Annotated in this window: 21 protein-coding genes; 9 read left to right on the top strand and 12 right to left on the bottom strand. The window is 68.4% G+C overall.

Annotated features, from left to right (window positions below):
* Positions 1–8 precede the first annotated feature (8 nt).
* From OG921_RS05340 to OG921_RS05325, 4 genes are all read right to left on the bottom strand, one after another.
* Positions 9–2,510 carry an RNA helicase gene (locus tag OG921_RS05340; protein WP_266111623.1) on the bottom strand — a complete coding sequence of 834 codons (2,502 nt, stop codon included), beginning with the start codon at positions 2,508–2,510 and terminating at the stop codon, positions 9–11.
* A 67-nt stretch (positions 2,511–2,577) separates the two neighbouring features.
* Complete coding sequence (locus OG921_RS05335) at positions 2,578–3,618, bottom strand: alpha/beta fold hydrolase (RefSeq protein WP_266111327.1); 1,041 nt, start codon at positions 3,616–3,618, stop codon at positions 2,578–2,580.
* Positions 3,619–3,773: 155 nt separating this feature from the next.
* Positions 3,774–4,811, bottom strand: a complete 1,038-nt coding sequence (locus tag OG921_RS05330; protein ID WP_266111326.1) for an alpha/beta fold hydrolase — start codon at positions 4,809–4,811, stop codon at positions 3,774–3,776.
* Positions 4,812–5,032: 221 nt separating this feature from the next.
* The gene (locus tag OG921_RS05325; RefSeq protein ID WP_266111325.1) at positions 5,033–5,977 is read right to left on the bottom strand and encodes a proteasome assembly chaperone family protein; all 945 of its coding nucleotides are present in this window, start codon (positions 5,975–5,977) and stop codon (positions 5,033–5,035) included.
* A gap of 221 nt (positions 5,978–6,198) precedes the next feature.
* Here OG921_RS05325 and OG921_RS05320 point away from each other — a divergent pair, with 221 nt between their 5' ends.
* The 4 genes from OG921_RS05320 (at position 6,199) to OG921_RS05305 (ending at position 10,016) form a co-directional block, all read left to right on the top strand.
* Entirely contained in the window at positions 6,199–7,284 is a 1,086-nt protein-coding gene (locus OG921_RS05320; RefSeq protein WP_266111324.1) for an S-(hydroxymethyl)mycothiol dehydrogenase, read from the top strand.
* Complete coding sequence (locus tag OG921_RS05315; RefSeq protein ID WP_266111323.1) at positions 7,281–7,913, top strand: MBL fold metallo-hydrolase; 633 nt, start codon at positions 7,281–7,283, stop codon at positions 7,911–7,913. Before OG921_RS05320 ends, OG921_RS05315 begins: the two co-directional genes overlap by 4 nt.
* Positions 7,914–7,974: 61 nt before the next feature.
* Entirely contained in the window at positions 7,975–8,685 is a 711-nt protein-coding gene (locus tag OG921_RS05310; protein ID WP_266111322.1) for a sensor domain-containing protein, read from the top strand.
* Between the two features lie 158 nt (positions 8,686–8,843).
* Positions 8,844–10,016: a DUF4192 domain-containing protein gene (locus tag OG921_RS05305; protein WP_266111321.1), complete on the top strand. Its 1,173-nt coding sequence runs from the start codon at positions 8,844–8,846 to the stop codon at positions 10,014–10,016.
* Positions 10,017–10,045: 29 nt separating this feature from the next.
* On the opposite strand, the gene galE is transcribed toward OG921_RS05305, so the two are convergent.
* Positions 10,046–11,020 carry a UDP-glucose 4-epimerase GalE gene (gene galE, locus OG921_RS05300; protein ID WP_266111320.1) on the bottom strand — a complete coding sequence of 325 codons (975 nt, stop codon included), beginning with the start codon at positions 11,018–11,020 and terminating at the stop codon, positions 10,046–10,048.
* Between the two features lie 78 nt (positions 11,021–11,098).
* A complete protein-coding gene (locus OG921_RS05295) occupies positions 11,099–11,785 on the bottom strand; it encodes a metal-dependent transcriptional regulator (protein WP_266111319.1) in 687 nt (228 codons plus the stop codon).
* Between the two features lie 278 nt (positions 11,786–12,063).
* On the opposite strand from OG921_RS05295, the gene OG921_RS05290 reads away from it, so the two are divergent.
* Positions 12,064–13,242: an acetoin utilization protein AcuC gene (locus tag OG921_RS05290; RefSeq protein ID WP_266111622.1), complete on the top strand. Its 1,179-nt coding sequence runs from the start codon at positions 12,064–12,066 to the stop codon at positions 13,240–13,242.
* Between the two features lie 97 nt (positions 13,243–13,339).
* A complete protein-coding gene (locus OG921_RS05285; protein WP_266111318.1) occupies positions 13,340–16,027 on the top strand; it encodes a bifunctional GNAT family N-acetyltransferase/acetate--CoA ligase family protein in 2,688 nt (895 codons plus the stop codon).
* 155 nt (positions 16,028–16,182) lie between these two features.
* Here OG921_RS05285 and OG921_RS05280 read toward each other — a convergent pair whose 3' ends face one another.
* From OG921_RS05280 to OG921_RS05270, 3 genes are all read right to left on the bottom strand, one after another.
* Positions 16,183–17,151: a sigma-70 family RNA polymerase sigma factor gene (locus tag OG921_RS05280; RefSeq protein ID WP_266111317.1), complete on the bottom strand. Its 969-nt coding sequence runs from the start codon at positions 17,149–17,151 to the stop codon at positions 16,183–16,185.
* Between the two features lie 189 nt (positions 17,152–17,340).
* Positions 17,341–18,831, bottom strand: coding sequence for a methyltransferase (locus tag OG921_RS05275; RefSeq protein WP_266111316.1), 1,491 nt, complete (start codon positions 18,829–18,831; stop codon positions 17,341–17,343).
* 28 nt (positions 18,832–18,859) lie between these two features.
* The gene (locus tag OG921_RS05270) at positions 18,860–19,834 is read right to left on the bottom strand and encodes a GlxA family transcriptional regulator (RefSeq protein WP_266111315.1); all 975 of its coding nucleotides are present in this window, start codon (positions 19,832–19,834) and stop codon (positions 18,860–18,862) included.
* Between the two features lie 70 nt (positions 19,835–19,904).
* Here OG921_RS05270 and OG921_RS05265 point away from each other — a divergent pair, with 70 nt between their 5' ends.
* Positions 19,905–21,200 (top strand): MFS transporter, encoded by a 1,296-nt coding sequence (locus OG921_RS05265; RefSeq protein WP_266111314.1) that lies wholly within the window; start codon positions 19,905–19,907, stop codon positions 21,198–21,200.
* Here the strand turns inward: OG921_RS05265 and OG921_RS05260 are convergent.
* On the bottom strand, positions 21,182–21,538 hold the full coding sequence (locus OG921_RS05260; protein ID WP_266111621.1) for a DUF3099 domain-containing protein: 357 nt from the start codon (positions 21,536–21,538) through the stop codon (positions 21,182–21,184). The two genes, OG921_RS05265 and OG921_RS05260, sit on opposite strands and share 19 nt — an antisense overlap.
* A 109-nt stretch (positions 21,539–21,647) precedes the next feature.
* On the opposite strand from OG921_RS05260, the gene OG921_RS05255 reads away from it, so the two are divergent.
* A complete protein-coding gene (locus tag OG921_RS05255; RefSeq protein ID WP_266111313.1) occupies positions 21,648–21,881 on the top strand; it encodes a DUF3039 domain-containing protein in 234 nt (77 codons plus the stop codon).
* Here OG921_RS05255 and OG921_RS05250 read toward each other — a convergent pair.
* Positions 21,857–22,999, bottom strand: coding sequence for a YihY/virulence factor BrkB family protein (locus OG921_RS05250; RefSeq protein WP_266111620.1), 1,143 nt, complete (start codon positions 22,997–22,999; stop codon positions 21,857–21,859). The genes OG921_RS05255 and OG921_RS05250 overlap by 25 nt on opposite strands.
* Before the next feature lie 326 nt (positions 23,000–23,325).
* Between OG921_RS05250 and OG921_RS05245 the strand changes: the two genes are divergently transcribed.
* Positions 23,326–25,014, top strand: a complete 1,689-nt coding sequence (locus OG921_RS05245) for a DEAD/DEAH box helicase (RefSeq protein WP_266111619.1) — start codon at positions 23,326–23,328, stop codon at positions 25,012–25,014.
* Between the two features lie 105 nt (positions 25,015–25,119).
* On the opposite strand, the gene OG921_RS05240 is transcribed toward OG921_RS05245, so the two are convergent.
* Positions 25,120–25,314, bottom strand: a complete 195-nt coding sequence (locus OG921_RS05240; RefSeq protein ID WP_266111312.1) for a hypothetical protein — start codon at positions 25,312–25,314, stop codon at positions 25,120–25,122.
* Positions 25,315–25,546 lie beyond the last annotated feature (232 nt).

Raw genomic sequence — 25,546 nt, 5'->3', positions numbered from 1 at the left:
GACGACGATCAGCCTGCCAGGATGTCGAATTCGTCGAAGACGATTTCGCCGATCTCGTCGGACTCCGCCACATCGACGGAACCGACGATCGCCCAGCCGTGATCGCCGGCCGGATCGTCGAGCACCTGGCGAACCGACCAGATGCCGGGGCGCTGCTCGATCTGGAACAACTGCGGCCCGCGTGCTTGCGGACCGGTGCCGATGGTGCCGTACTCGTCGAAATAGGGCGTAAGGGCGCGTTCCCAGTCGTCCGCGTCCGGCCCCTCGCCGAGCTCGGCGAGCTCGGCCCACCGCTTGCGCGAGGCGAGTTCGACGCGGCGGAACATCGCGTTGCGCACCATCACCCGGAAGGCGCGTTCGTTTGCCGAAATCGGCCGCGGCGCCGTCTCGAACGCCAGCTGCTCGGCGTCGCGTTCGGCGGCGGGATTGGTGAGCTGTTCCCATTCGTCGAGCAGGCTCGAATCCACCTGGCGGATCAGCTCGCCGAGCCATTCGGTGATGTCACCGAGTTCCTCGGTGCGAGCCTGCTCCGGCACCGTGCGCCGCAGCGCGCGGTAGGCATCGGCGAGGTAGCGCAGCACGAGGCCCTCGGAGCGCGTCAGACCGTAGCGGGAGATGAGGTCCGCGAACGTCATCGTCCGCTCGATCATGTCCCGCACCACCGACTTCGGTGACGGGCTGAACTCCGAGACCCAGGGGTGGCCGCGCCGGTACGTCTCGTACGCCGGCTCGATGAGCTCGGCGAGCGGCTTGGGCCAAGTCACCTCTTCGAGCAGTTCCATCCGCTCGTCGTATTCGATGCCGTCGGCCTTCATCTGGGCGACCGCCTCACCGCGCGCGGCGTGCTGCTGGGCCATCAGCACCTGGCGCGGGTCCTCGAGCGTCGACTCGATCACCGAGATCACGTCGAGCGTGTAGCCGGGGGATTCGGGCTCGAGCAGTTCGAGCGCGGCGAGCGCGAACGGGGACAGGGGTTGGTCGAGCGCGAAGTCGCGCTGCAGGTCCACCGTGAGCCGGGCCCACCTGCCGTCCGCGTCGGGTTCGGAAAGTCGTTGCACCACACCAGAATCGACGAGGCTGCGGTAGAGCCGGATCGCGGTGAGAATGTGCCGCCGCTGCGCGGGGCGCGCCTCGTGATTGTCCTCGAGCAGATGGCGCATCGCTTGGAAACAGTTGCCGGGACGGGCGATGACGTTGAGCAGCATCGAATTCGTCACGGTGAACCGCGACACCAGCGGCTCGGGATCGGCCGTGACGAGCCGGTCGAAGGTCGACTCGCTCCAGTTGACCGACCCCTCGGGCGCCTTCTTGCGCTGAATCTTCTTGAGCTTCTTGGGATCGTCACCCGCCTTGAGGACGAGGCGGTGGTTCTCGATCTCGTGTTCGGGGGCCTGCACGACGACGGTGCCCATGGTGTCGAATCCGGCGCGGCCGGCGCGCCCGGCGATCTGATGAAACTCCCGCGCCCGCAGCTGGCGCGTCCGGACCCCGTCGTACTTGGCGAGGCCGGTCAGCAGGACGGTGCGGATCGGGACGTTGATGCCGACCCCGAGCGTGTCGGTGCCGCAGATGACCTTCAGCAGGCCGTCCTGCGCGAGCCGTTCGACGAGCCGCCGGTACTTGGGCAGCATGCCCGCATGGTGCACACCGATACCGTGGCGGACCAGTCGCGAGAGCGTCTTGCCGAATCCGGTGGCGAACCGGAATGCGCCGATCGCCTCGGCGATCGCGTCCTTCTCCGCGCGGCTGCAGATGTTGACGCTGGTCAGTGCCTGCGCTCGTTCCAGCGCCGACGCCTGGGTGAAATGCACGACGTACACCGGTGCCTGGTGCGTGGTGACGAGTTCCTCGATCGTCTCGACGATGGGGGTGCGCACGTAACCGAAGGTGAGTGGGACGGGCCGCTCGGTGCCGGCGACGACGCTGGTCTCGCGCCCGGTCCGGCGGGTCAGATCGTCGGCGAAGAAGTCGACCTCGCCGAGTGTCGCGGACATGAGCAGGAATTGTGCGTTCGGCAGCTCGATCAGTGGCACCTGCCAGGCCCAGCCGCGGTCGGGTTCGGCGTAGAAATGGAACTCGTCCATCACCACCTGGCCGATATCGGCGTCCCGGCCCTCGCGCAGCGCGAGGTTGGCCACGATTTCGGCGGTCGCGCAGATGATCGGCGCCTCCGGGTTGACCGCCGCATCGCCGGTGACCATGCCGACCCGTTCGGCGCCGAAGACGTCGCACAGCGCGAAGAACTTCTCGCTCACCAGTGCCTTGATCGGCGCGGTGTAGTAGCTGCGCTGTCCGCGGGCAAGAGCGGTGAAATGGGCGCCGACCGCGACCATCGACTTTCCCGACCCGGTCGGCGTGGCGAGGATGACGTTGGCGCCGGAGACCAGCTCCATCAGCGCTTCCTCCTGCGCCGAATAGAGCTCGAGCCCGCGGCCCGAACTCCATTCGCAGAATGCGTCGAACACGCGGTCCGAATCGGCCTCACCTGCGGCTAGGAACTCGTCGATCAGGCTCGGCAAAGACACTGCTACAGGCTACGTGGTGGGTGGGGTGCCACGAACAACAGCGGTTGCGCCGTCAGGTGGCGCTGCGTTCGGTCGCGTCCATCACCGCGACCGCGGCCCGCCGTTCCATCGATGTCCCGGTCACATGTGATTCCCCCGACCCGGTAGCCAGCAGGGCGCGCCGGCGGGAGGGATCGAACGCCGCCGCGTCGGTGGAATCGACGAACTTGCGGACCACCTCGATGAACCGTTCCGGTTCGTCGCGGAACGGGAAGTGGCCGGCGCCGGCGAAGATCTCGAGTTGCGACCCGGGGATCGCGGCATGGGCGAGGTGCGCGTGCGACACCGGGATCACCGCATCGCAGCCACCCCAGATGATCTGCACCGGCACCTGCTCGTAGAGGTAGCACCGGTCCAGCATCGTGATCACCTGACCGCGCCAGTCGACCGCGGCGCGCAGCGTGCGCAGGAACGCGAGATAGCCCGTGTTGTCGGCGAATCCGTCGAGTACCCGGACGATGTCCACGGCATCATGGCCTGCGGTGGACCGGCCGACCGGCGACGTCGCGACGCGCTGGGCGATCGCCGAACCGAGCGCGGCCAGCGCCCTCGTCGCGCCGGGCAACTGCAGGACCCGCAAGCCCGAGCTGATCAGCGGGGCAGTCGCCACCCGCAGCACCGCATGAACTTCCTTGCTCACGCCGCCGGCACCGACGAGGATGACGCGCTCCACCATCTCGGGGAACTGGTAGGAGAACTGGGTGGCCACTCCGCCGCCGAGCGAGTGGCCGATCACGGTCACCCGGTCGTAGCCGAGCACCGTCAGCAGGTCGCGCAGGCCGTTGGCGTAGGCGGCGACCGAGTAATCGGCCCGCGGCTTGTCGGAGCGGCCGTGGCCGAGCATGTCGGGGGCGATGACGGTGTAGCTGGTGGACAGATCGGCCATCACCTCGGCCCAGGTCAACGAGTTGTCGCCGATGCCGTGCAGCAGCACGATCGGGGGACCCTCGCCCGCGATCCGGACGGCGCGCCGGTATCCGTGGATGGTCCGGAACGTCAGCTGCGGCTCGGAACGGACGCTGCGCAACGGCGCGGGCGAGCGGGAATCATCCATGTCGCCTCCTTCCGGTGTGACGTGACCGCTGCGCGCACTCGATGACGCCACGCCCGGCCCGAATGCGTTGGGCCGAAATCGAAGCGACGTGGGGTGTCTGCTGTGCCGATCCTACGGCTCCGCGACGGGTTGGGCAGAGCAAGTGCAAGGTGCTCTCAGGTGGCACTGCGCTCGCTCGATCCCATCGCGTCGAGCACCGCCATCCGGGTCATCGGGCCGCCCACGATGTCCCCTTCGCCAACGCCGGACATGAGCGTGTGGCGCCAGTGCGCAGCGTCGAATTCGGCGGGCACCGTGGTGGACAGGAATTCCTCCAGCACACGCAGGAAGCCGAGCGAATCACTCCGGAACGGGTAGTGACCGGCATTCTTGAAGACCGCGATCCGCGAACCGGGCATCGCCGAATGTGCGAGGTGGGCATGCGTCACCGGGAAGATCGTGTCGCGTGCGCCCCAGACGATCTGCACCGGAATCGCCTCGTTCAGGTAACAGCGGTCCAACAGGGTGACGACCTGGCCACGCCAGTCGACGACCGCACGCAGCGACTTGAGGAAGGCGAAGTAGGCAGCATGGTCGTTCAGTTCGCCGAGCACGCGCATGATGTCCGGTGTCCGAGTCAGCACGGCGCCGGGGGCGACGGTTCCCTCGTGGAGCTGGTCGAGCAGGTTCCACGCCACCCGGGCGATGCTATGACCGCCCGGCAGCCTCAGCATGCCCATCCACTCGTTGGCCACCGGCACCGAGATCAGCCGCAGCACCGGATGCACGTCCTTGGTGATCCCACTCGACGACACGAGCACCAGCCGCTCGACGAGTTGCGGGAACTGATACGCCATCTGCATCGCGACGGCCCCGCCGAGCGAATGACCGACCACCGTCGCCCGCTCGATACCGAGGACGGCGAGCAGATCTCGCATGCCGTTCGCGTAGGCCGCGACCGAGTAGTCGCCACGGGGCTTGTCGGACTGACCGTGGCCGAGCAGATCCGGAGCGATGACCGTGTAGTCCTTCGCCAGATGCGGGACGAGATCGGCCCAGATCGCAGAGCTGTCGCCGATGCCGTGGATCAGCAGCAACGCCGGTCCATCGCCCGCGATCCGGTACGCCCGCTTGTAGCCGTGAATCACGCGGTGCATCAGTTGCGTCTCGACGTCCGGTACCGGCCGCAGTGTCCGCGATCGCGTCGTTGCCATGTCGCCTCCCCGCTGATCGACGTGCACGTCGCCACTGGACGGCAAGTTGGATAGGTGTCCAATAGTGGCGCACTCGAGTAACGCACACGTTTCCGGGGGCGCACAACTGCGCTACCCGAGAACGACCTCGGGGACCGGCCCCCCTTGGATCGACTGAACGGAACCGTTCAGTCGATCCAATCGAATGAACGGTTCCGTTCAGTCGATGCCGGAGCCGAGAGTTAGTCGGTCGAATCGGGCCGATCGAGGTCGTCATTGCCCGATTGAGCAGCGAGGAAGCGTTCGAATTCCGCGCCGAGTTCCTCGCCGCTCGGCAGCGGCTCGTCGGAGGCGAGCAGCGTCGACTGCTGCTCCTGCGCGGCCACGAAGCTGTCGTACTGCCGCTCCAGCGCCGAGACAACACTCTCGACCTCGGGATTTCCGGCGATGTGCTCGTTGACCTGCTCCCGGACGCGCGCCGCGGCCTCGCCCAGCGCGGCGAGTGGAAGCTGCAGGCCGGTGTTGTCGCCGACGTTCTCCAGCAGCGTTTGCGCTGCCTCCGGATACGCGGTCTGCGACAGGTAATGCGGCACATGCACCGAGAAGCCGACCGACTCGTGCCCGTGTTGGCCCATCCGGAACTCGAGCAGCGCCGACGCGGAGCCCGGCACCTGCAGCTCGCCGGGCCAGCCGGCAAGCTCCTTGATCAGGTCACGGTCGCTCGCATGGGCGGTCATGCCGAGCGGACGGGTGTGCGGGACCGCCATCGGGATCGAGTTGAGGCCGATGGTTCGGCGCACGCCGAGCTGTTCGGCGAGCAGTCGCACGGCGGTGGTGAACCGCTCCCAGCGCAGATCCGGCTCCAGGCCGGCGAGCAGCAGGAACGGCGTCCCCGCGGTATCGCGCAATGCGTAGAGGTTGATCTCCGGGTCGGCGTAGTCGGAGAAGTGGTCGTTCTTGAATGTCATCAACGGTCGGCGGGAGCGGTAGTCGACCAGTTCGTCCACGTCGAAGGACGCGACGAGCTCGGACTCCAGGCTCTGCCGAAGGTGCTTGGTCGCCAGTCGCACGGCGTGGCCGGCGTCACTGAAGCCCTCCAGGCCGTGGACGAGCACGGGCCCGGAGCCGTCCGCGGACGCCAGTTGCGGCTCGGGAAACTCCAGTTCGTACATGCTCGATTCGTCCATATCGGCCCCTTTCCACATGCTCGCCGAAACCAGTCCGGCAACACCATTGTCCCCTACCCGCCCGGAGCCGGTGACAGCCGCGGGGTACCCGGAACGTACTTATGCCCAACGTCGTCGGCCGGCGCAGCATTCCGACCGTGTTGAATCACCTTCGCTCGTCTGGACACCTGTCTTGTGGCACGCTGAACGCCGGTCGTCGGACGGATACGAAGGAGAGCATCGTGGGTCAATCGGTACGAGGTGTCGTTGCGCGCGGGCGGGGCGAGGCCGTTGCGGTCCAGACCATCCTGATCCCCGATCCCGGCCCCAACGACGTCATCGTGCGCATCCAGGCCTGCGGCGTGTGCCACACGGATCTGCACTATCGCGAGGGCGGGATCAACGACGAGTTCCCCTTCCTGCTCGGCCACGAGGCCGCGGGCATCGTCGAGGAGATCGGAACGGCTGTCGACTCGGTCGAGGTGGGTGATTTTGTGGTGCTGAACTGGCGCGCGGTGTGCGGTCGTTGCCGGGCCTGCAAGCGCGGCCGGCCCTGGTACTGCTTCGACACGTTCAATGCGAGCAAGAAGATGACCCTCGCCGACGGCACCGAACTGAGCCCGGCGCTCGGCATCGGCGCCTTCGCCGACAAGACCCTCGTGCACGAGGGCCAGTGCACCAAGGTCGACCCCGACGCGGACCCGGCCGTCGTCGGACTGCTCGGTTGCGGCGTGATGGCCGGTGTCGGGGCCGCGATGAACACCGGCAACGTCGGACGCGGCGATTCCGTCGCGGTGATCGGTTGCGGCGGCGTCGGCTCCGGTGCAATCGCCGGTGCCCGCTTGGCCGGTGCGACCAAGATCATCGCCGTCGACCTGGACCAGCGCAAACTCGACTGGGCCACCGAGCTCGGTGCCACGCACACCGTGGACGCATCGGCGGGGGACCCGGTGCAGGCGATCCAGGACCTGACCGACGGCTTCGGTGTCGACGTGGTGATAGACGCGGTCGGTCGGCCGGAGACGTGGAAGCAGGCGTTCTACGCTCGCGATCTGGCCGGCACCGTGGTGTTGGTTGGGGTGCCGACCCCGGAGATGAAGCTCGAGATGCCGTTGCTGGACTTCTTCAGCCACGGTGGGGCGCTGAAGTCGTCCTGGTACGGCGACTGCCTGCCCGAGCGTGACTTCCCGATGCTGGTCGACTTGTATCGGCAGGGCAGGTTCCCGCTGGAGAAGTTCGTCACCGAGCGCATCTCGCTCGACGACGTGGAGAGCGCCTTCGCCACGATGCACGCCGGGTCGGTGCTGCGGTCGGTGGTCGTGGCATGAGTGGTGTGCTGCGGGTCGACAAGGTCGTCACGTCCGGGACGTTCAGCCTGGACGGCGGCACCTGGGACGTGGACAACAACATCTGGCTTGTCGGTGACGACGACGAGGTCGTGGTGATCGACGCGGCGCACACCGCCGCGCCGATCGTCGACGCGGTCGCGGGGCGCCGGGTCGGCGCGATCGTGTGTACGCATGGGCACAACGACCACGTGACGGTCGCGCCGGAGCTCGCCGAGACTCTCGACGCGCCGGTCCTGCTGCATCCCGGCGACGACATGCTGTGGCAGCAGACCCATCCCGGCGTCGCGCACCGCGGACTTGCCGACGGCGACCGCATCGAGGTCGGCGGCACCGAGCTGGTAGTGGTGCACACGCCGGGGCACTCACCGGGGTCGTGCTGTTTGTATGCACCGGAGGCGGGCGAACTTTTCTCCGGCGACACGTTGTTCTCCGGCGGCCCGGGCGCGACGGGCCGATCGTTCTCGGATTTCCCGACCATCATCGACTCGATCTCCGCTCGACTGTTCGAGCTGCCGGCCGAAACGAAAGTGCGCACCGGGCACGGTGATTCCACCTCGATCGGCGCCGAGGCACCGCACCTGGAGGAGTGGATCGCGCGCGGGCACTGACCGGGCAGGCACACTGGAATGTGGGAACCGGGGCACGCAAACGACGATCGGATGGCAACCGATGCGAAGAGCCGGCAACGCGGCAGCGGGCTCGGCGGGCGGGCCGTGGCGTGGTTTTGCCGTGTTGCTTGCCGTTTCATTCCTGACCGGCGGGTGCTCGGCCGCGGTCTCCGGCACCGCCGTCCCGGAGGGGGTCCGGCCACCCGCGCGGCTCGATGCGGACCTCGCCGAGCTGTTGCCGCCGGCGGAGTCGTTCCCCGCGCGCTACCCGGCTGTCGTGCTGGCGCCCCCCGCGGTCGCGCAGGCCGCTGCGGACCTGACCGGCGTCCCCGCGGGCGCGACGGTCGATCCGCCCGGATGCACACCGCCGCAGCACGCCGAGGACACCGCGATCGTCGTCGGCACCGACGAGGCGGAGCGTGCGACGATCACCGTCGAACTGACCCGCGTCGATCAGCCACTCGACCAACGCCGCGCGCAGTTGCGCCGGTGCCCGGATGTCGAGGTCACCGGCAACGGCACCACGTCGACGGTGCACAGTGAGCTGCTTGGGCCGCCGGTCGTGAACGCGGACGACGCGCTGGCGGTACGCCAGACCGTGCAGTCGGGAAGTGGTGGCGCCAGCCTCACTCAGTCGATGCTCACGCTGACCGCCCAACGCGATGACGTGCGGATATCGGCGACCTATATGACATTCGGCGGCGGCCAACCCGATACCGCGACGCTCGACGCGGTGTTCACCGACGCGGTGCAACGCGTCGGAGGCGCTTAGTCCGGTTCGCGTAACCTCGTTCGCGTATACCCGACGACTCCGACAGCACACACCGCGCCACCCCGATTCCCGGGCAGGTTGTCCACAGCGGCCGATCGATCCACAATCGACCTGCGCGGCAGCGGGTTTCGACGGGCTCCGCGACGACGCTGGTGGGCATGACAACTTCCGCTGGCCCGTACGACTCGACCGCTGCGTGGCGACCACCGCTGCGCATCAGCGATCCCGGCGACCTCCTCGCCGCGATTCCCGCGATGCTCGGCTTTCGTCCGGAACACTCCATGGTGCTGTTGTGCCTCGGCGGCGGATCGGGCAGCGCGCTCGGCGCCGTGCTGCGCCACGATCTCGTTGCCGACCCGGGCGCCCCGAAATCGGTTGCTCGCGAGATGGTCGCGGTATTCGAGCAGTTCGCCATTGTCTCCGCGCGAGAAGGGGCGGCGTCGGTCATCGCGGTGTTCGTCGACGAGAACACGGCCTGCGCGGTGTGCGAACGGTGCACCGGTCCGCACGAGGGCGCGTCGCACTGCGCCGCGCTTCGGCACACGCCACTGCACGCTGCGCTCGTGGCGCGCCTCGACGAAGCGTTGCGTGCGCGGGGCTGTTCGCTGATCGGCGCGCACGTGACTCCGGCGATCGCGACCGGGCATCCCTGGTGGAGTCTGCTCGACGATCCTCGGCGCGGTCTCGTGCCCGATCCGGACACATCACCGGTGACGACGGCGCATGTGTTCGAGGGCAGGCAGATTCGGGCGTCGCGCAGCGACCTCGCCGACCTGCTCGCCGGCGACCACACCGATCGTCGCGACGTCGCCGGCGCGCTCCCCGAGGTCCGCGCAGCTTCGGGACAGCGGTCCGGTCCGCGCAGTGGGCGAGGCGCGTCGGTACGGAAGAAACTCGAGTTCGTCTTGTTCGAGATCGAGAGCCTCGCCTCGGGCGAGGAGCCCTCGGCGCGCGAATTCGCCGCCCTCGCACTGGCGCTCGAGTACCGCCGAGTGCGCGATGCGGTCATGGGACTCGCGGTTGGGGACAGCGGCGCGGCCGCGGAAGCATTGTGGCTGGCCATGACCCGGGTACTGCCGCACCCGGAACGGGCGGACGCCGCGACGCTGCTGGGGTTCAGCGCATATGTGCGCGGAGATGGGCCGCTGGCCGGTATCGCTTTCGAGGCCGCGCTCGCCGCGGATCCCGAGCATCGGCTGGCGTGGTTGCTCGATTCCGCGCTGCAGGGCGGAATCCGGCCCGATGCAATGCGCGAGTTGGCGCTCGGTGGTTACGAGCAGGCCGCTGAACTCGGCGTGGTCCTCCCGCCGCCGACTATGCCGCGGCGGTGACGCTCGGGGCACGCCGCGCCGTGAACGCGTCAGCCGCGGGCGCGATCACCGAGCGACTGCACGTAGGTCCATGCGTCGGCAACGATCTCGTCGAGGTCGGTGTGCTGCGGGCTCCAGCCCAATTCGGCGATCGCCCGCGCACTCGATGCGACGAGGACCGCGGGATCGCCCGCGCGCCGGGGGGAGTCCTTGGCGTCGATGTTTCGGGCGGTGACCCGCTCGCAGGCCGAAATGACTTCGCGCACACTGAATCCGTTCCCGCTACCGAGGTTGTAGATCCGGTGCTTGCCCGGCTCGCTCGATTCGAGGGCGAGCACGTGCGCGTCGGACAGGTCGCGGATGTGAATGTAGTCGCGCACGGCGGTTCCGTCCGGGGTGGGCCAATCGGTGCCGAACACCGCAATGCTTTCGCGGCGTCCGACCGCGACCTGCAACACGAGGGGGATGAGATGTGTTTCGACGAGACGGTTTTCACCGAAACCGGCATACGCACCGGCGACGTTGAAATAGCGCAGGCTGGTCGCGGCCAGGCCGTGCGCGACGGCGTAGGAGGTGATGGCGTGATCGATCGCGAGTTTGGTGGCGCCGTAGGGGTTCGTCGGGCGCGCCGGGGCGTCCTCGGTGATCGGCGACGACTCGGGCTCACCGTAGGTCGCGGCGGTGGAGGAGAACACCAGTCGGGGTGTGCCGGAACTGCGCATCGCGTCGAGCAGGTCGAGCGACTTCACAACGTTGCCGTGCCAGTACGTCTCCGGTTCGAGGACCGATTCGCCCACCAAGGATTTCGCCGCGAAATGCAATACGCCGTCGAAACCGCCGCCGGTGAGCAATCCCGTTGCCTCCGCGGCGACATCGCCTTCCACGAACGAGGCCCCCTCGGGGACGGCGTCCGCATTTCCCGTCGACAGGTCGTCGAGGACAACCACCTCGTGCCCGCGCTCGAGCAAGACCTTGGCGCACACGCTGCCCACATAGCCCGCGCCGCCGGTGACCAGAAGTTTCACAACGCTCCTTCGCGTCCGCGCACGGCCGAGCCTGCGCAGGCCGTATCGACACTGTCGGCCGGGCGGGCGAGACCGCCGCTAGACCAACTTCACCTGCACGGCGTGGGCCATCTCTTCGCTGAGTTCGTAACCGCTGTGGCCCGGTACCGAAATCGACACCAAACCAGGCCTCGTCTCGACTGTAACGCGCGCGTCGGGGACGACACCTGCTTCACGCAAACTCGCGATCACGTCGGGCTCGGACTGCACGTACTCGGCGAGCCGGCGGACAACCACCGCAGTCGGGGCGCCATTGGGTATCTCGGTCAGCCGGATGAGACGTTCGGGCGTGGTGAAGTTCTCTTCGAGGCCGAGCTCCTCGAGACCGGGGATGGGGTTTCCGTACGGCGAGGTGGTCGGATGGTTGAGCACCTCGAGCAGTCGACGCTCGACCTGCTCGCTCATCACGTGTTCCCACCGGCACGCCTCGGCGTGCACTTCCGACCATTCGAGGCCGATGACATCCACGAGCAGCCGCTCGGCGAGTCGATGCTTGCGCATGACCGAGACGGCGAGCATTCGACCCTTGGGCGTCAGTTCGAGGTGACGATCCCCAGCAACCAGCAACAGTCCATCGCGCTCCATCCGGGCGACGGTCTGACTGACAGTCGGACCGCTCTGCTCGAGTCGTTCGGCGATCCGCGCGCGCAGCGGGATGACACCTTCCTCCTCGAGGTCGTAGATGGTACGGAGATACATCTCCGTGGTGTCCACAAGATCCTTCACCCTCATACCCCTTCGTCCACGCAAATTCTACCGGCCCAGGCAGCAAATCGGGGCGGCCACGCCGCCCGGCGGACGTGCCGGGTAATAAGCGTCCAGATATGTCAACGAGCCAAGCCCGGTCGCGATTCCGCGTGGCGAAGTAGTTTGACCATATGGCAGTGCAGTCGCCCGCGGGCGGGTCGGATGCGGAGCGGTCGGGTGCCTCGCCGCCCGGTCTCGGACACGCACTCGTGTGGTCCCCGCGATATCTGAGCTACACCTGGGCAAAGGGACATCCGATGAACCCGGTGCGCCTCGATCTCACGATGGCGCTGGCACGTTCGATCGGCCTGCTCGAGGGTGTCGAGATCGTCGAACCCGCATCGGCGACGGAGGCGGATCTGCTGCGCATTCACACCGCGCGCTACATCGAGGCGGTTCGTGATGTCGACAACCGACCCGCTGCGGAGTTCGAACCGCGGGACGACGCACCGGCCGATCCGCCCTACGGCCTGGGGTCGACGGACAATCCGATCTTTCCGCACATGCACGACGCGGCGTCGGTCATCGTCGGTGGCACGCTCGCGGCGGCGCAGGAGATCGCGTCGGGGCGCGCGCGTCGTGCGGTGAGTATCGGTGGCGGTATGCACCACGCGATGGCCGCCTCGGCCGCGGGCTTCTGCGTGTATAACGATGTGGCCGTGGCTATTTCGTGGCTGCTCGACAATGGCTACGACCGGATCGCCTATGTCGACGTCGATGTCCACCACGGCGACGGCGTGGAGCGCGCGTTCCAGGGCGATCCGCGCGTGCTGACGGTGTCCATCCATCAGCACCCCGCGACGCTCTGGCCGGGGACGGGCTGGTCCAGCGAGGTGGGGGTCGCCGAGGGCGTGGGGCGGGCGGTGAATCTGCCGCTGCTGCCCGGCACTTCGGATGCCGCGTGGCTGCGTGCGTTCCACGCCGTGGTGCCCGGTGCGCTCGCGGCGTTCGCGCCGCAGATCGTGATCAGCCAGTGCGGCGTCGACACCCACCGCGAAGACCCGCTCGCCGACCTGGCACTCAGCGTCGAGGGCCAGCGGGCGGCGTTTTTGGCCATGCGGGATCTGGCCGATCGGTACGCGGAGGGCCGGTGGCTTGCGGTCGGCGGCGGCGGGTACGGACTGGTGCGGGTGGTGCCGCGATCGTGGACGAATCTGCTCGCCGCCGCGCTCGATCGCGACATCGATCCGGCCCGCCCGATCCCGCAGGAATGGAAGGACGGCGTCGCACAGCTCGCGCCTTCGGTGGAACTGCCGGCGACGATGGGCGACGGCGTGCCCGCGAACTATCTGCCGTGGGACGGTCCCGGCGGCGCCCCCGAAACCGGTGACTCGACGCACGACCGCGTGCTCGCCAGGGTGGACAGCGCCATCCTCGCGACTCGCCGGGCGGCTTACCCGCTGCTCGGCCTCGACCCCGACGACCCCAGAGATTGACCAGCCCCGAAACCGGCGAGGCGCGCGTTGGGAACCCGAGGGAGTGGAACCCCGACACGAAGAACCGAGTCCGACAACCTGAGACGTGAGGAATCCCGTGACTGGAGACGCGAACCTCGATTCCGCTCAGCACCGCGTGACCTCGACGGATCCGGAGTTTCCGCGGCACTGGATCGCCGACGTGCTCGCCTCCGACGGCGGTGTGGTCACGCTGCGCCCGATCGCGCCGGAGGACGCCGACCTGGTGGTGGCGTTTCACGAAGCCTTGTCGGATCGGTCCAGGTACCTGCGATACTTCGGCCCGCACCCGCGCCTGTCGGCCAAGGAACTCGCGCACGACGTCAACATCGACTATCGCAATCGGGTCGCGTTCGTGGCAGTGCTCGGCGACGAGATCATCGGCATCGGCCGCTACGAGCGCCTGCTCGACGATGCCGGGTCGCGCTCGGCCGAGGTCGCGTTCGTGATCGCCGATGCACACCAAAGCCGCGGTCTCGGATCGATCCTGCTCGAGCATCTCGCCGGCGCCGCGGCCGAGAACGGCATCGAAACCTTCGTCGCCGAGGTACTCGCAGAGAACCGCGGGATGCTGATGGTGTTCCGCGAAGCGGGATACCAGTTGCAGCGCAGCCTGGACGGCTCGGTGATGCACCTCGCCTTCGCAATCGATCCCACCGATGCGCTGCTGTCGGTGCGCGACGCGCGGGAGCGGGCGAGCGAGGCGCGCAGCGTCCGCAACCTGCTCTCGCCCCGTTCGGTTGCCGTGATCGGGGCTTCGGTCACATCGGGCAAGGTCGGCACCGCCGCGCTGGCGAACCTGCTGGCCGCCGAGTTTTCCGGTCCGGTTTACCCGGTGAACTCCGCGCACCGCTCGGTGCACGGCGTGCGCTCCTATGCCACGGTCCGCGACATCCCCGACGACGTCGACCTCGCGGTGGTCGCGGTGCCTGCCGAGGCGATGACCGAGGTGTTCGACGACTGCCTCGTCAAGGGGGTCAAGGGCCTCGTCGTGCTCACCGCGGGTTTCGCCGAGGAGGGCACGCCCGAGGGCCGGGCGGCGGAGCAGCGACTCGTGCAGGACGCCCGTCGACACGGTATGCGCGTCGTCGGACCGAATGCGCTCGGCATCGCCAACACCGACCCGGCGGTGGCGCTGAATGCCACCCTGGCGCCGGTGCTGCCCGAACGCGGCCGGGTGGGATTCTTCTGTCAATCCGGGCCCCTCGGTGGGGCGATCCTGCGCGAGGCGGCCAGCCGTGGGGTGGGCCTGTCCACGTTCGTGTCGGCCGGCAATCGCGCCGACGTCTCGGGTAACGACCTGCTGCAGTACTGGGACACCGACGCCGACACCGAGGTCGTCCTGCTGTACCTAGAGACGTTCGGCAATCCGCGCAAGTTCTCCCGAATCGCCCGGCGAGTGGCTCGCGCCAAGCCGATCGTCGTGGTCGGCACCGGCCGGACCGGGCCGGTCGGGTCGGACGAGGCGGACTCGGTGGTCGTGCGGGATCTGTTCGCGCAGACCGGGATCATCGAGGTCGAGTCCGTCAACGAACTGTTCGACTGTGCGGTGCTGCTGGGCTATCAGCCGCTGCCGGGCGGTTCGCGGCTCGCGATCGTCGGCAACACCGCGGCGCTCATCCGCCTGACGCGCGACAAGGCGCGCGCGGATGGTTTCGACGTCGGTCCGACGGTCAACCTGGGCCCCGCCGCGAAGCCGGACGACTATCGAGAGGCGCTGCGGACGCTGCTTACCGACGGCGAGGTGGATTCGGTGGTGGTGATCTTTTCGCCGGCAGTTCCCGTCGGCGCGCAGCCCTTCGCTGAGGCGTTGCGTTCCGTTGTCGACGAGTTCCCCGGCAAGCCAGTGCTATCGAGTTTCACTGCGGAAGAAGGGATTCCACGTCTGCTGGCGGTGCGCGACGACCGTGGGCACGCAGTCCGCGGGTCGATCCCGTCGTATTCTGATCCGCAGCGGGCGGTGCACGCGCTGGCCCAGGTGCGCCGCTACGCGGCCTGGCGGACCAAGCCGGCCTCCGCCGTGGCGCGGCCGGACGGAATGAATACCGAGCGCGCGCGGGCACTCGTCGACGAGTGGCTCGCGCAGCGACCGGAGGGCCGCTGGCTCAACGACCTGGAAGCGGTGCAGCTGTTCGCGTGCTTCGGTATCGACGTGATCGATTTTCGCGAGGTCACCGGGTCCGACGAGGCGGCGGCCGCCGCGGACGAACTCGGCTATCCGGTCGCAGTGAAGGCGACGGGGGAGATGTGGCGCCAGCGTGCCGATCTCGACGGCGTCCGGCTCGATCTGGCCAACCCCGACTCGGTGCGGCTGGCCTATCACGACCTGTCCGCCATCTCCGGCCAGTCGCTGGTGCACGTCCAGCGGATGGCCAGGAAGGGTCTCGGCGTCGTGTTGCGCGTGCAGGACGATCCGTCGTTCGGTTCGGTCATCCAGTTCGGCCTCTCCGGCATGATCATGGACCTGATCGGTGACCGCGCCTACCGGGCGTTGCCGCTGACCGAGGACGGTGCGATGGAACTCGTCGATGCGCCGCGAGCGGCGCCGCTGCTCTCCGGTTACCGGACCGCGCTTCCCGTCGACAAGGCGGCCGTCGCCCAACTCGCGCAACGGGTTTCGGCGATATGTGACGACCTGCCGGCGATCCGCGAACTGACCCTCGAACCGGTGCTGGTATCGGCGGAATCTATCGAGGTGCTCTATGGCCGGCTTCGGATCGGGCCGGAGCCGAGCAATGTCGACGTCGGGCCACGCCGCCTGGGCTGATCGGCAATCGAGCCGGACCGCGCCGAGACGACGCCGTATACGGCGACGCACCGGCCGGGAACCGCGGCCCTGAGGGGGTGAGGGCGCGGTCGTCCGACCGGTGCGTGCGGTGACCGACCCGGCTGGAGCCGGTCACGGAACAAGCGTGTGTCGACTCAGCTCGCGTACGAGCGGAGACGCTCTGCGCGGTCTCCCTTGCGCAGCTTCGTCATCACTTCGCGCTCGATCTGCCGAACGCGTTCGCGGGACAAGCCGAACAGCTTGCCGATCTGATCGAGCGTGCGCGGCTGACCGTCGTCGAGGCCGTAGCGCAACCGGATGACCTGCTGCTCTCGCTCGTCGAGGGTGGCAAGCACGGTACGTACATCGCTGTGCAGCAGACCGGCGATCACGGCGCTCTCCGCCGAGGTGGCCTCGGAGTCTTCGATGAAGTCACCGAGCGGGGCTTCCTCGTCGCTGCCGACCGGCATGTCGAGGCTCACCGGGTCGCGGCTGTGGTCGAGCAGATCGTTGATCTTGGCCACCGGGATACCGGATTCCGACGCGAGCTCCTCGTCGGTTGCCTCGCGGCCGAGCTGCTGATGCAGTTCACGCTTGATCCGGGCCAACTTGTTGACCTGCTCCACGAGGTGCACGGGCAGCCGAATCGTGCGGCTCTGGTCGGCCATGCCGCGCGTGATGGCCTGGCGGATCCACCAGGTGGCGTAGGTGGAGAATTTGAAGCCCTTCGCGTAATCGAACTTCTCCATCGCGCGGATCAGGCCGAGGTTGCCTTCCTGGATCAGGTCGAGCAACGGCATTCCGCGACCGGTGTAGCGCTTGGCCAGGGAGACGACCAGCCGCAGATTGGCCTCCAGCAGGTGTGCGCGTGCGGCCTGACCGTCGCGAACAACTACGCCAAGATCGCGCTTGCGCGCGGGCGACAACCGCTTGCCCGTCTCCAGCACATGCTGGGCGTAGAGCCCGGCCTCGATGCGCTTGGCCAACTCGACCTCCTCGGCGGCACTCAGCAGCGCGGTACGGCCGATTCCGTTGAGGTACACGCGTACCAAATCGGCGGCGGGGCTTTGTGCGTCGAGATCTGCGTCGGCGAGGCGCACGCGAGAGGTGCTGGGGCTTGTCATGACTTGCCTCCCTATCGGTGGTGTGTCAATCAGAACAACGGGGTCACCGCCCTAATAGTTCCCACGACAGCGCCCGCCAAACCCCCGCGACCTGCAGGGATTCCGTTCCGGTCCTGAGAAGTTGCTGAGAACGCCCAGCCGTTGCGCGCCGGGGAACTCGCCGCTCGCACCCGTCGGACAGCGCCGCCCTCAGGCGGGTGTGATGAGTCCGTGCAGCACCAGAGCCCGTACCGAGTCCGCGGCGGCCGACACCATTGCCTCGGTCTCCTCGTCGCCGAGCGACTCGTCACCGGATGCCAGCGCAAGCATTGCGACCAGTTCTTCCAACGCCAGCCCGTCGCCCCGCATTCCCGCGAGCACGGCCGCGGTCTCGTCATCGATCTCGTGCTGCCAGCGCGGGCCATCGCTGCGGTGGATCCGGGTCGCCACCTGCTCCCACCCTCGGGAACCGGCGCGATACACCCGCTCCAGCGCAGCGGTCGGGGCAACGTCGAAACGCGAGCGGGGCAGATCCGCATCGCGCAGCCACTGCGTCCGCTCGAAATGGCGGGCTGCCTCCGGCCCGAGCGGATCGCCGAATTCGTGCCGCAGATCCTCGGCGAGCACCTCGGTGGGTCCGTCGATGCTGCGCAGATACACGAAACCGAACCCGACCCCGGTGACCTCGGCCGCGGCGAAGGTGTCCAGCCACTCCTGCGCCTGGAGCTGAGCGGATTCGTCGCGCGGATCGAGACCCGCGTCGCGCTGCCAGGTGCCGACATAGAGCGCCGGATCGGCCACATCGCGCTGCAGGATCCAGGCCTCGATGCCGTGGTCTGGCAGCCAACTCGATACCCGGGACCGCCAGTCCTCGCCGTGGACGTGCGCCCACGAGGCCAGCAGTGCGGCAGATCCGCCCGACGCGAGCAGATTCGGCACCTGCTCGATCACCAACCGGCTCGCGCCGTCGAGCGATAGCCCGGAGTCGCGGTAGGTGTGCGTGACTGCGCCGGTGCCGACCACGAACGGCGGGTTGGCGACGATCCGGTCGAACCGCCGGCCGGCGACCGGGTCGAACCACGAACCGGTCAGCAGTTCGACGTCGAGTTCGTTCAGCGCCGCCGTCGCCTCGGCCAGCATGATCGCGCGCGGGTTCACGTCGGTCGCGGTGACCCGCTGCGCGTACGAAGCGGCGTGCACGGCCTGAATCCCGCAGCCGGTGCCCAGATCGAGGACGGTTCCGGCCGGTGTGGTCGGCGTGGCACGCAGCAGCGACAGCGACGCATGTCCGACACCGAGCACGTGGTCGGCAGGGAGGTCGCGCCGCCGGACGTTGTCGTCGAGATCGGACAGGATCCAGCGGGTGCCCGCGCCGGTGTCGATCGGCCGCAGATCCAGTCCCGCCCGGAGCCCGTCACCGCCGCGCTCGAGCAGGCCCGCCGCCGCCGCTCGCTCGATATCGAGCGGGCGCAGCGCTGCCGCTACCTGTGCCTGCGGCAGCTCGTCGCCGAGCAGGAACAACCTGATCAGCGTCCCGATCTCGCCGGCGTCGCGGGCGGCGCGCCGCGCGGGCACCGGTTCCGATCGGCCGAGCGCGTCGTGCGCGTCGGCTCCGAGCACCTCGAGCAGCGCGTCGGGGTGATAGCCCGCACGGAGCAAGCTGGAGCGGAGGTCGGCGGCGATATCGACGAGTGCGGACACCCTCGGATTGTGCCGCACCCGGCAGTCGTCAGACTCCCGAGCGGAACGTCTGGCGGTAGCGCAGCGGCGATACGCCGACCTCGCTGCGCATATGGTGGCGAAGCGCTGCCGCACTGCCGAGACCTGCGCCGACGGCGACTCGATCGACCGGTAGATCGGTGGTTTCGAGCAGATGTCTGGCGTGCCGCAGGCGCTGCTGCTGCAACCACGTGCCCGGCGACAGACCGGTCTCCGCCTTGAAGCGGCGGCTGAACGTGCGCACGCTCATCCGTGCGTGCGCCGCAAGTGTGGCGAGGTCCAGCGGCTCGTCGAGATGTCCGAGCGCCCAGTCCCGGGTGGACGCGGTGCTCGCCACACCCGTCGGGGGCACCCCGTGCTCGATGAACTGGGACTGCCCGCCGTCGCGCCAGGGCGGCACAACCAGATGCCTGGCCACCCGGTTCGCCACCGCGCTGCCGTGGTCGAGGCGGACGACGTGCAGACACAGGTCCATACCCGCCGAAAGCCCGGCCGAGGTGAGGATGTCGCCGTCGTCGACGAACAACGCGTTCTCGTCGAGGTCGACCTGCGGATAGAGCGTGCGGAAGTGCTCGGCATAGGCCCAGTGCGTGGTCGCCGGTCTGTTGTCGAGCAGGCCCGCCGCCGCGAAGACGAACGCGCCCGTGCAGATCGACATCAGCCGAGTTCCGGGGCGGACGCGCGCCAGGGCGGCGGCCACCTGGATGGGGAGGGTGGCGTCGGTGCGTGGGCCGCGCAGCCGGGTGCCGGGCACGATGACCGTATCGGCGGATTCGAGCAGTTCGGGGCCGTATGCCGGCACCACGGCATAGCCGGCCGAGGTCGGCACCGGCGCGGTGTCGACACCACACACGGCGACGTCGTAGAGCGGATTGCCGTCCGCGTCGGTCGCGTAGCCGAATACCGCAGGCGGGATCGCCATGTCGTAGCCGATCACCGGATCGAGTGCGAGCACCGCCACCGAGTGCCGCCCAGTAGCAGCCATGGCCATATCTTTACACATATTGGCATTCAGGCCACTCGTTGCCGCGGGAAATTATCGCGACGATGGTGCGGTGACCGATGTGCTGGAGCCCGCACCCACCCGTCCGCGCTTGCATCGCGCCTGGCCGGTGGCCGGGGCGGCGTTCGTCGCGCTGCTCGGCGCAGCGGCGTTTCGCTCGGTGCCGAGCGTGCTGCTCGACCCGCTGCACGACGAGTTCGGCTGGTCACACGCGACGATCGGCGCCGCAGTGTCGATCAACATGCTGCTCTACGGCCTGATGGCGCCGTTCGCCGCCGCGATGATGGACCGATTCGGGATCCGCCGGGTCGTCTCGATCGCGCTGCTGTTCGTCGCCGCGGGCAGCGGGCTCACGGTGTTCATGACCGAGGCCTGGCAGTTGGTGCTCTGCTGGGGCCTGCTCGTCGGACTCGGGGTCGGATCGATCGCGATGCCGTTCGTCGCCACCATCACCGGACGCTGGTTCGTCGCGCGCCGCGGGTTGGTGACCGGCGTGCTCACCGCCGCGGGCGCGACCGGACAGCTGATCTTTCTGCCGCTGGTCGCGGCGTTGGCGAGCGCGCACGGGTGGCGAGTGCCCGCGCTCGTCGTCGCTGCGACCGCGCTCGCGGTCGTGCCCCTGGTCGTGTTCTTCATCCGGGACTACCCCAGCGATGTGGGATTGCGCGCCTACGGTGCGGCACCGGACAGTATGGAGGGGGTGCGCGTCGCACCGGCGCCCGGTGCCTTCCGCGCCCTGCGGGTGCTGCGCACCGCCGTCGCGACGCCGACCTTTTGGCTGCTTGCCGGCGGATTCGCGATCTGCGGTGCATCGACGAATGGCTTGGTCGGCACGCACTTCGTGACCGCGGCGCACGATCACGGCATGCCTGCCACCACCGCGGCATCCCTGCTCGCCGTGGTCGGGATCTTCGATGTGGCAGGCACCATCTTCTCCGGCTGGCTGACCGACCGGGTCGACGCGCGCCTGCTGCTGGTGGCCTACTACACGCTGCGCGGGTTGTCGCTGATGGTGCTGCCGGCTCTGTTCGCGCCGAATGCCGAGCCGAGCATGCTCGTGTTCATCGTCTTCTACGGCCTCGATTGGATCGCCACCGTCCCGCCGACAGTCGCGTTGTGCCGCGAGTGGTTCGGCACCGATGCGCCGATCGTGTTCGGCTGGGTTTTCGCGAGCCATCAGATCGGCGCGGCGCTGGCCGCCGCCGGGGCGGGCGTAATTCGGGACCTGCAGGGTAGCTACGACCTGGCCTGGTACGTCGCCGGCGGGTTGTGCGCGATCGCGGCCCTCATGTCCGCCGCGATTCGGCGACGGAGCGAGCCCGCGTCCGCTCAGCCGTCGATGGTGTGATGCACCCCGCCGATTGCGGGTGGGGGAGGCGAGCGATAGCCGTACCGGCTCGGCTCGTCCTTGCTGCGGGGCGGCCGGTCGTTGGCGATCAACACCGCGATCCAGGGCAGCGGAACCGACACGGCGATGATCAACACGGCGACGAGAGCGCTTTCGAACATGCTGTAGGCGACCGCTGCGAGAATCAGCGCGGGGATCCGGAAGGCCATGATGATCGTGTATTTGCGGACCCGGGCGCGGTGCTGTTCCTCGAACGACGGCGCGGCGCCGGTGATCAGCGCGGGGTTGCGTGAACTTCCCGCCTCCGCAGGTTCGCCGAAGCGCGAGATGTGGCCCATCCCGTCGCTGGCGTCGCCCCCGCGTGGCATGTCATCCACTCTGTCACTGCGCGCGCACGATTGCGAATCCCGGGTGACCGGTGGGACCCGGCTGCGGCATCATGGATATGTGAGCACCGAAACCAAGGTCCTGCCCGATGTCACGACCGACGAGTCGACCGACGACGACACTCCGAAGTTCTTCCACTACGTGAAGAAGAACAGGATCGCCGAGAGCGCGGTAATGGGCACCCATGTCGTTGCGTTGTGCGGCGAAGTCTTCCCGGTGACGCGCTCGGCCAAGCCCGGATCGCCGGTCTGCCCGGAGTGCAAGAAGGTCTACGAGGGCCTACGCAAGGAGTGACCGAACTGCGGTCCCGACCCGGCGGAGCCGGGGTCTACGCGTGCCGTCGGGGCGGTGCTCGGGTCCGGGTGTGCGGTCCCGTTCGATCCAGGGTCGGTCTCGTCGTCGGTGTTGGTGCGATTCTCACCGCGAACCATGTCGATGACTCGGTCGGTCGCGGTACGCAGCGGCCCGGTGGCCATCGCGATGGTCGTGCTGTCGTTCGCCTGTGCCGTTAGCCAGTCCCGCATCTGCTCGATCCGGGTGGCCCGGGCGGGCCAGAACTCCTGGACGACCGCGTTGAACTCGGCGCCGAGAATGACGGCGAAGCCGAGGAAGAACGTGAAGAGCAGAAACGCGATGGTGCTCGCGAGCGCGCCGTAACTGACGCCGGTGCTCGCGACCCAGCCGAGGTAGCGGCGGAGCACGGCGCTCGCGGCGATGAAGAATCCGGCGGCCAGCAGTGAGCCGCCGAGCAGTCGATGCCAGGGCAGCGAGGTGTGCAGCGCAAGCTTGTACAGCGTCGTCAGGCCGACGATCACTACGAGGGCGACGGCGGGGTAGTAGAAGTAGTCGACCAGCACCGACCCGACCGAGTGCCAGTCCGCCGGCATCGCCCGGGCGATCAACGTGGGTCCGAGCGCCACCACCGGCAGCACGAACACCGCGGTGACCAGGAACATGACGTAGAGGAGCAGCGCGAAGATGCGCTGCCAGACCGGGTTTCGCCAGTCCTTCTGGCCGTGCGCGAGCACGATGGAATCGACGAAAGTCGCCATCGCCGAGGAACCGGCCCACAGTGACAGGACGAAACCGACCGACACGATCCCGATCCGGCCACGTTGCAGCACGTCGGCGACGGTCGGTGCGATGAGCTGATCCACCACGCCCTCGCTGAATGCGTCGCGGCTGAACGCGATGATTTTGGCCTCGATGACGTCGAGGGTGTCGGGTCCGAACCAGCCACCGACGTAGCCGATGCTGCCGAGTAGGCCGATCAGCAGTGGTGGTAGTGACAGGGTCTGCCAGAACGCCGCGGTCGCGGACCGGCCGAAGATCGAGTCGTTCCAGGACTTCGTGGCCACCCGCCAGACGAGCCGCCAGGTCACCTGCAGCGGACCGTGGCCGCGCAGCCGCATGAACAACGGATCGTCCGTACCGGGGGCGCGCGATTCGGCCGTGCCGGCCGGACGCAGCGTCGGGTCGTCGGCGTCTGCCGGCACGCCGGACTCGGCGCGTGCTGCGCTGCCCGGGCGCTGCTCGCCGGGCTCCACCGTCGTCCCCATGATGGTTCAAGCATCCCGCACTCCGTCGTCGGACGCTCTATCGCCCGGCTCGTGTCGCGGCTCGGTCCCGTCCGCGGGTGTCGTCGATGCCCGCTAAGCTCTTCGCGGCGATCACCGGTGAAGACCAATTCCACAGCGAAGGAGTCGGGGAAGACGTGCGAAGCGACGGAGCCGGCTCGATGCGTGCCTGGCAGCGGCGTGCGCTGACCAAGTACCTGTCCACCAAGCCGCGCGATTTCCTCGCCGTCGCCACGCCGGGCGCAGGCAAGACGACCTTCGCGCTCAAGCTGGCCGGTGAACTACTCGCCGACCGTACGGTCGACCAGGTGACCGTGGTCGCACCGACCGAGCACCTCAAGCATCAGTGGGCGCAGGCGGCCGCTCGGTTCGGTATCGCGCTGGATTCTCGGTTCTCGAACTCCACCGGGCAGACCTCGTCGGACTATCACGGCGTGGTGGTCACCTACGCGCAGGTGGCGGCCCATCCGACCCGGCACCGGGTGCGCACCGAGAATCGCCGCACGCTGGTGGTCCTCGACGAGATCCACCACGCCGGTGACGCGAAGAGCTGGGGCGACGGCGTGCGCGAGGCATTCGACGACGCCGCTCGCCGCGTCGGCCTCACCGGTACCCCGTTCCGCAGCGACGACAGTCAGATCCCGTTCGTGGTCTACGAGCCGGACGAGGAGGGTCTGCCACGGTCGCGCTCGGATCATTCCTACGGTTACGCCGAGGCGCTCGCGGACGGCGTGGTGCGTCCGGTGGTGTTCCTCGCGTACTCCGGTGAGGCGCACTGGCGCGACAGTGCGGGCGAGGAGTACAGCGCTCGGCTCGGTGAACCGCTGTCCGCCGAGCACACCGCCAGGGCGTGGCGAACTGCGCTCGACCCGAATGGCGATTGGATCGCGTCGGTGCTGCGCGCGGCGGATACCCGCCTCGGTCAGCTGCGCGCCGCGGGAATGCCGGATGCCGGCGGTCTCGTCATCGCCAGCGACCAGACCAACGCCCGCGCCTATGCCGATCTGCTGACCGCGCTGACCGGTGAGCAACCCACTCTCGTGCTCTCCGACGACCCCGGTTCGTCCGGCCGGATCAGTGACTTCGCGTCGAGCACGCAACCGTGGATGGTCGCGGTGCGGATGGTGTCCGAGGGCGTCGACGTGCCGAGGCTCGCGGTCGGCGTGTACGCCACGAGTGCCTCGACTCCGCTGTACTTCGCGCAGGCCGTCGGCCGGTTTGTCCGGTCCCGGCGCCCTGGGGAGACCGCGAGCGTGTTCCTGCCCTCGGTGCCGGTCCTGCTGGATCTGGCGAGCCAGATGGAGGCGCAACGCGACCACGTGATCGGCAAGCCACACCGGCCCAAGGAGGGTTTCGACGACGAGCTGCTCGTCGAGGCGAACAAGCAGCAGGATGAGCCGGGCGAGGACGAAAAGCTCTTCACGTCGATCGGCGCGGATGCCGAGCTCGATCAGGTGATCTACGACGGTTCGTCATTCGGCACGGCGACCTTCTCCGGCTCCGACGAGGAAGCCGATTATCTCGGGCTCCCCGGCCTGCTCGACGCCGAGCAGATGCGTGCGCTGTTGCGCGAGCGCCAGTCACGCCAGGTGTCGGCTCGTACCGCCGGCGGGGAGATCGCAACACAGACTCCGCCGACCCCCGCAGAGCGCCCGGCGCCGGATGCGGCAGCGCGGCTCGGCGCGCTGCGCCGCGAACTCAATGGTCTGGTCGCCATGCATCACCACCGCACCGGGAAACCGCACGGCGTCATCCACGGCGAGCTGCGCAGGCAGTGTGGCGGGCCGCCGACCGCGATCGCCTCGGCCGACCAGCTGACCGAACGAATCGCGGCGCTGCGGCGCTGGTGATCGGGGCGGCGCGGGTGGATACGAACGCAGCGGGCGACCCGAAGGTCACCCGCTGCGTCGGCGAAGGTGTCGGACGGACTGAGATGTCAGTTCGTCGGTATGGCGTCAGTCGGTCGGCGCGGCTTCCGCGTCGACCGTCGCGTCGAGTTCCCGAAGGCGCTCGGCGTGCTTGTTCGCGTGGTGCTGGCAGAACAACAATTCCCCACCCGAGGAGAGCACAGCTCGAACCTTTGCTGCGGCGCCGCACCGATCACAGCGGTCGGCCGCGGTCAACGGGGTGCTGATCAGAGTTCCTGGCATGACTCCTCCGTCCTGGCCATCGATGCCGTGGCACCGAGCCTGGTACTCGTTCCGCCGCATGTTTGCTCGCTGCGGTTCGTTCACTTTGTCAGACGTTTGGGGATCGCGCGTTGTTCCCACACGCGGTTGATTGTGTTGTCACTTACACGAAACAAGGTAGTTTCACCCTTCGCAGGACCACCCCGGACACACCGGGCGCAGTTGGAACCGGCAGCAGTGAGGTGAGAGTCCC

Source organism: Aldersonia sp. NBC_00410, assembly GCF_026342035.1.
Taxonomy (GTDB): Bacteria; Actinomycetota; Actinomycetes; order Mycobacteriales; family Mycobacteriaceae; genus Aldersonia.
The sequence above is the reverse complement of the archived record's forward strand: the minus strand, read 5'-3'. Positions and strand labels throughout refer to the sequence as shown.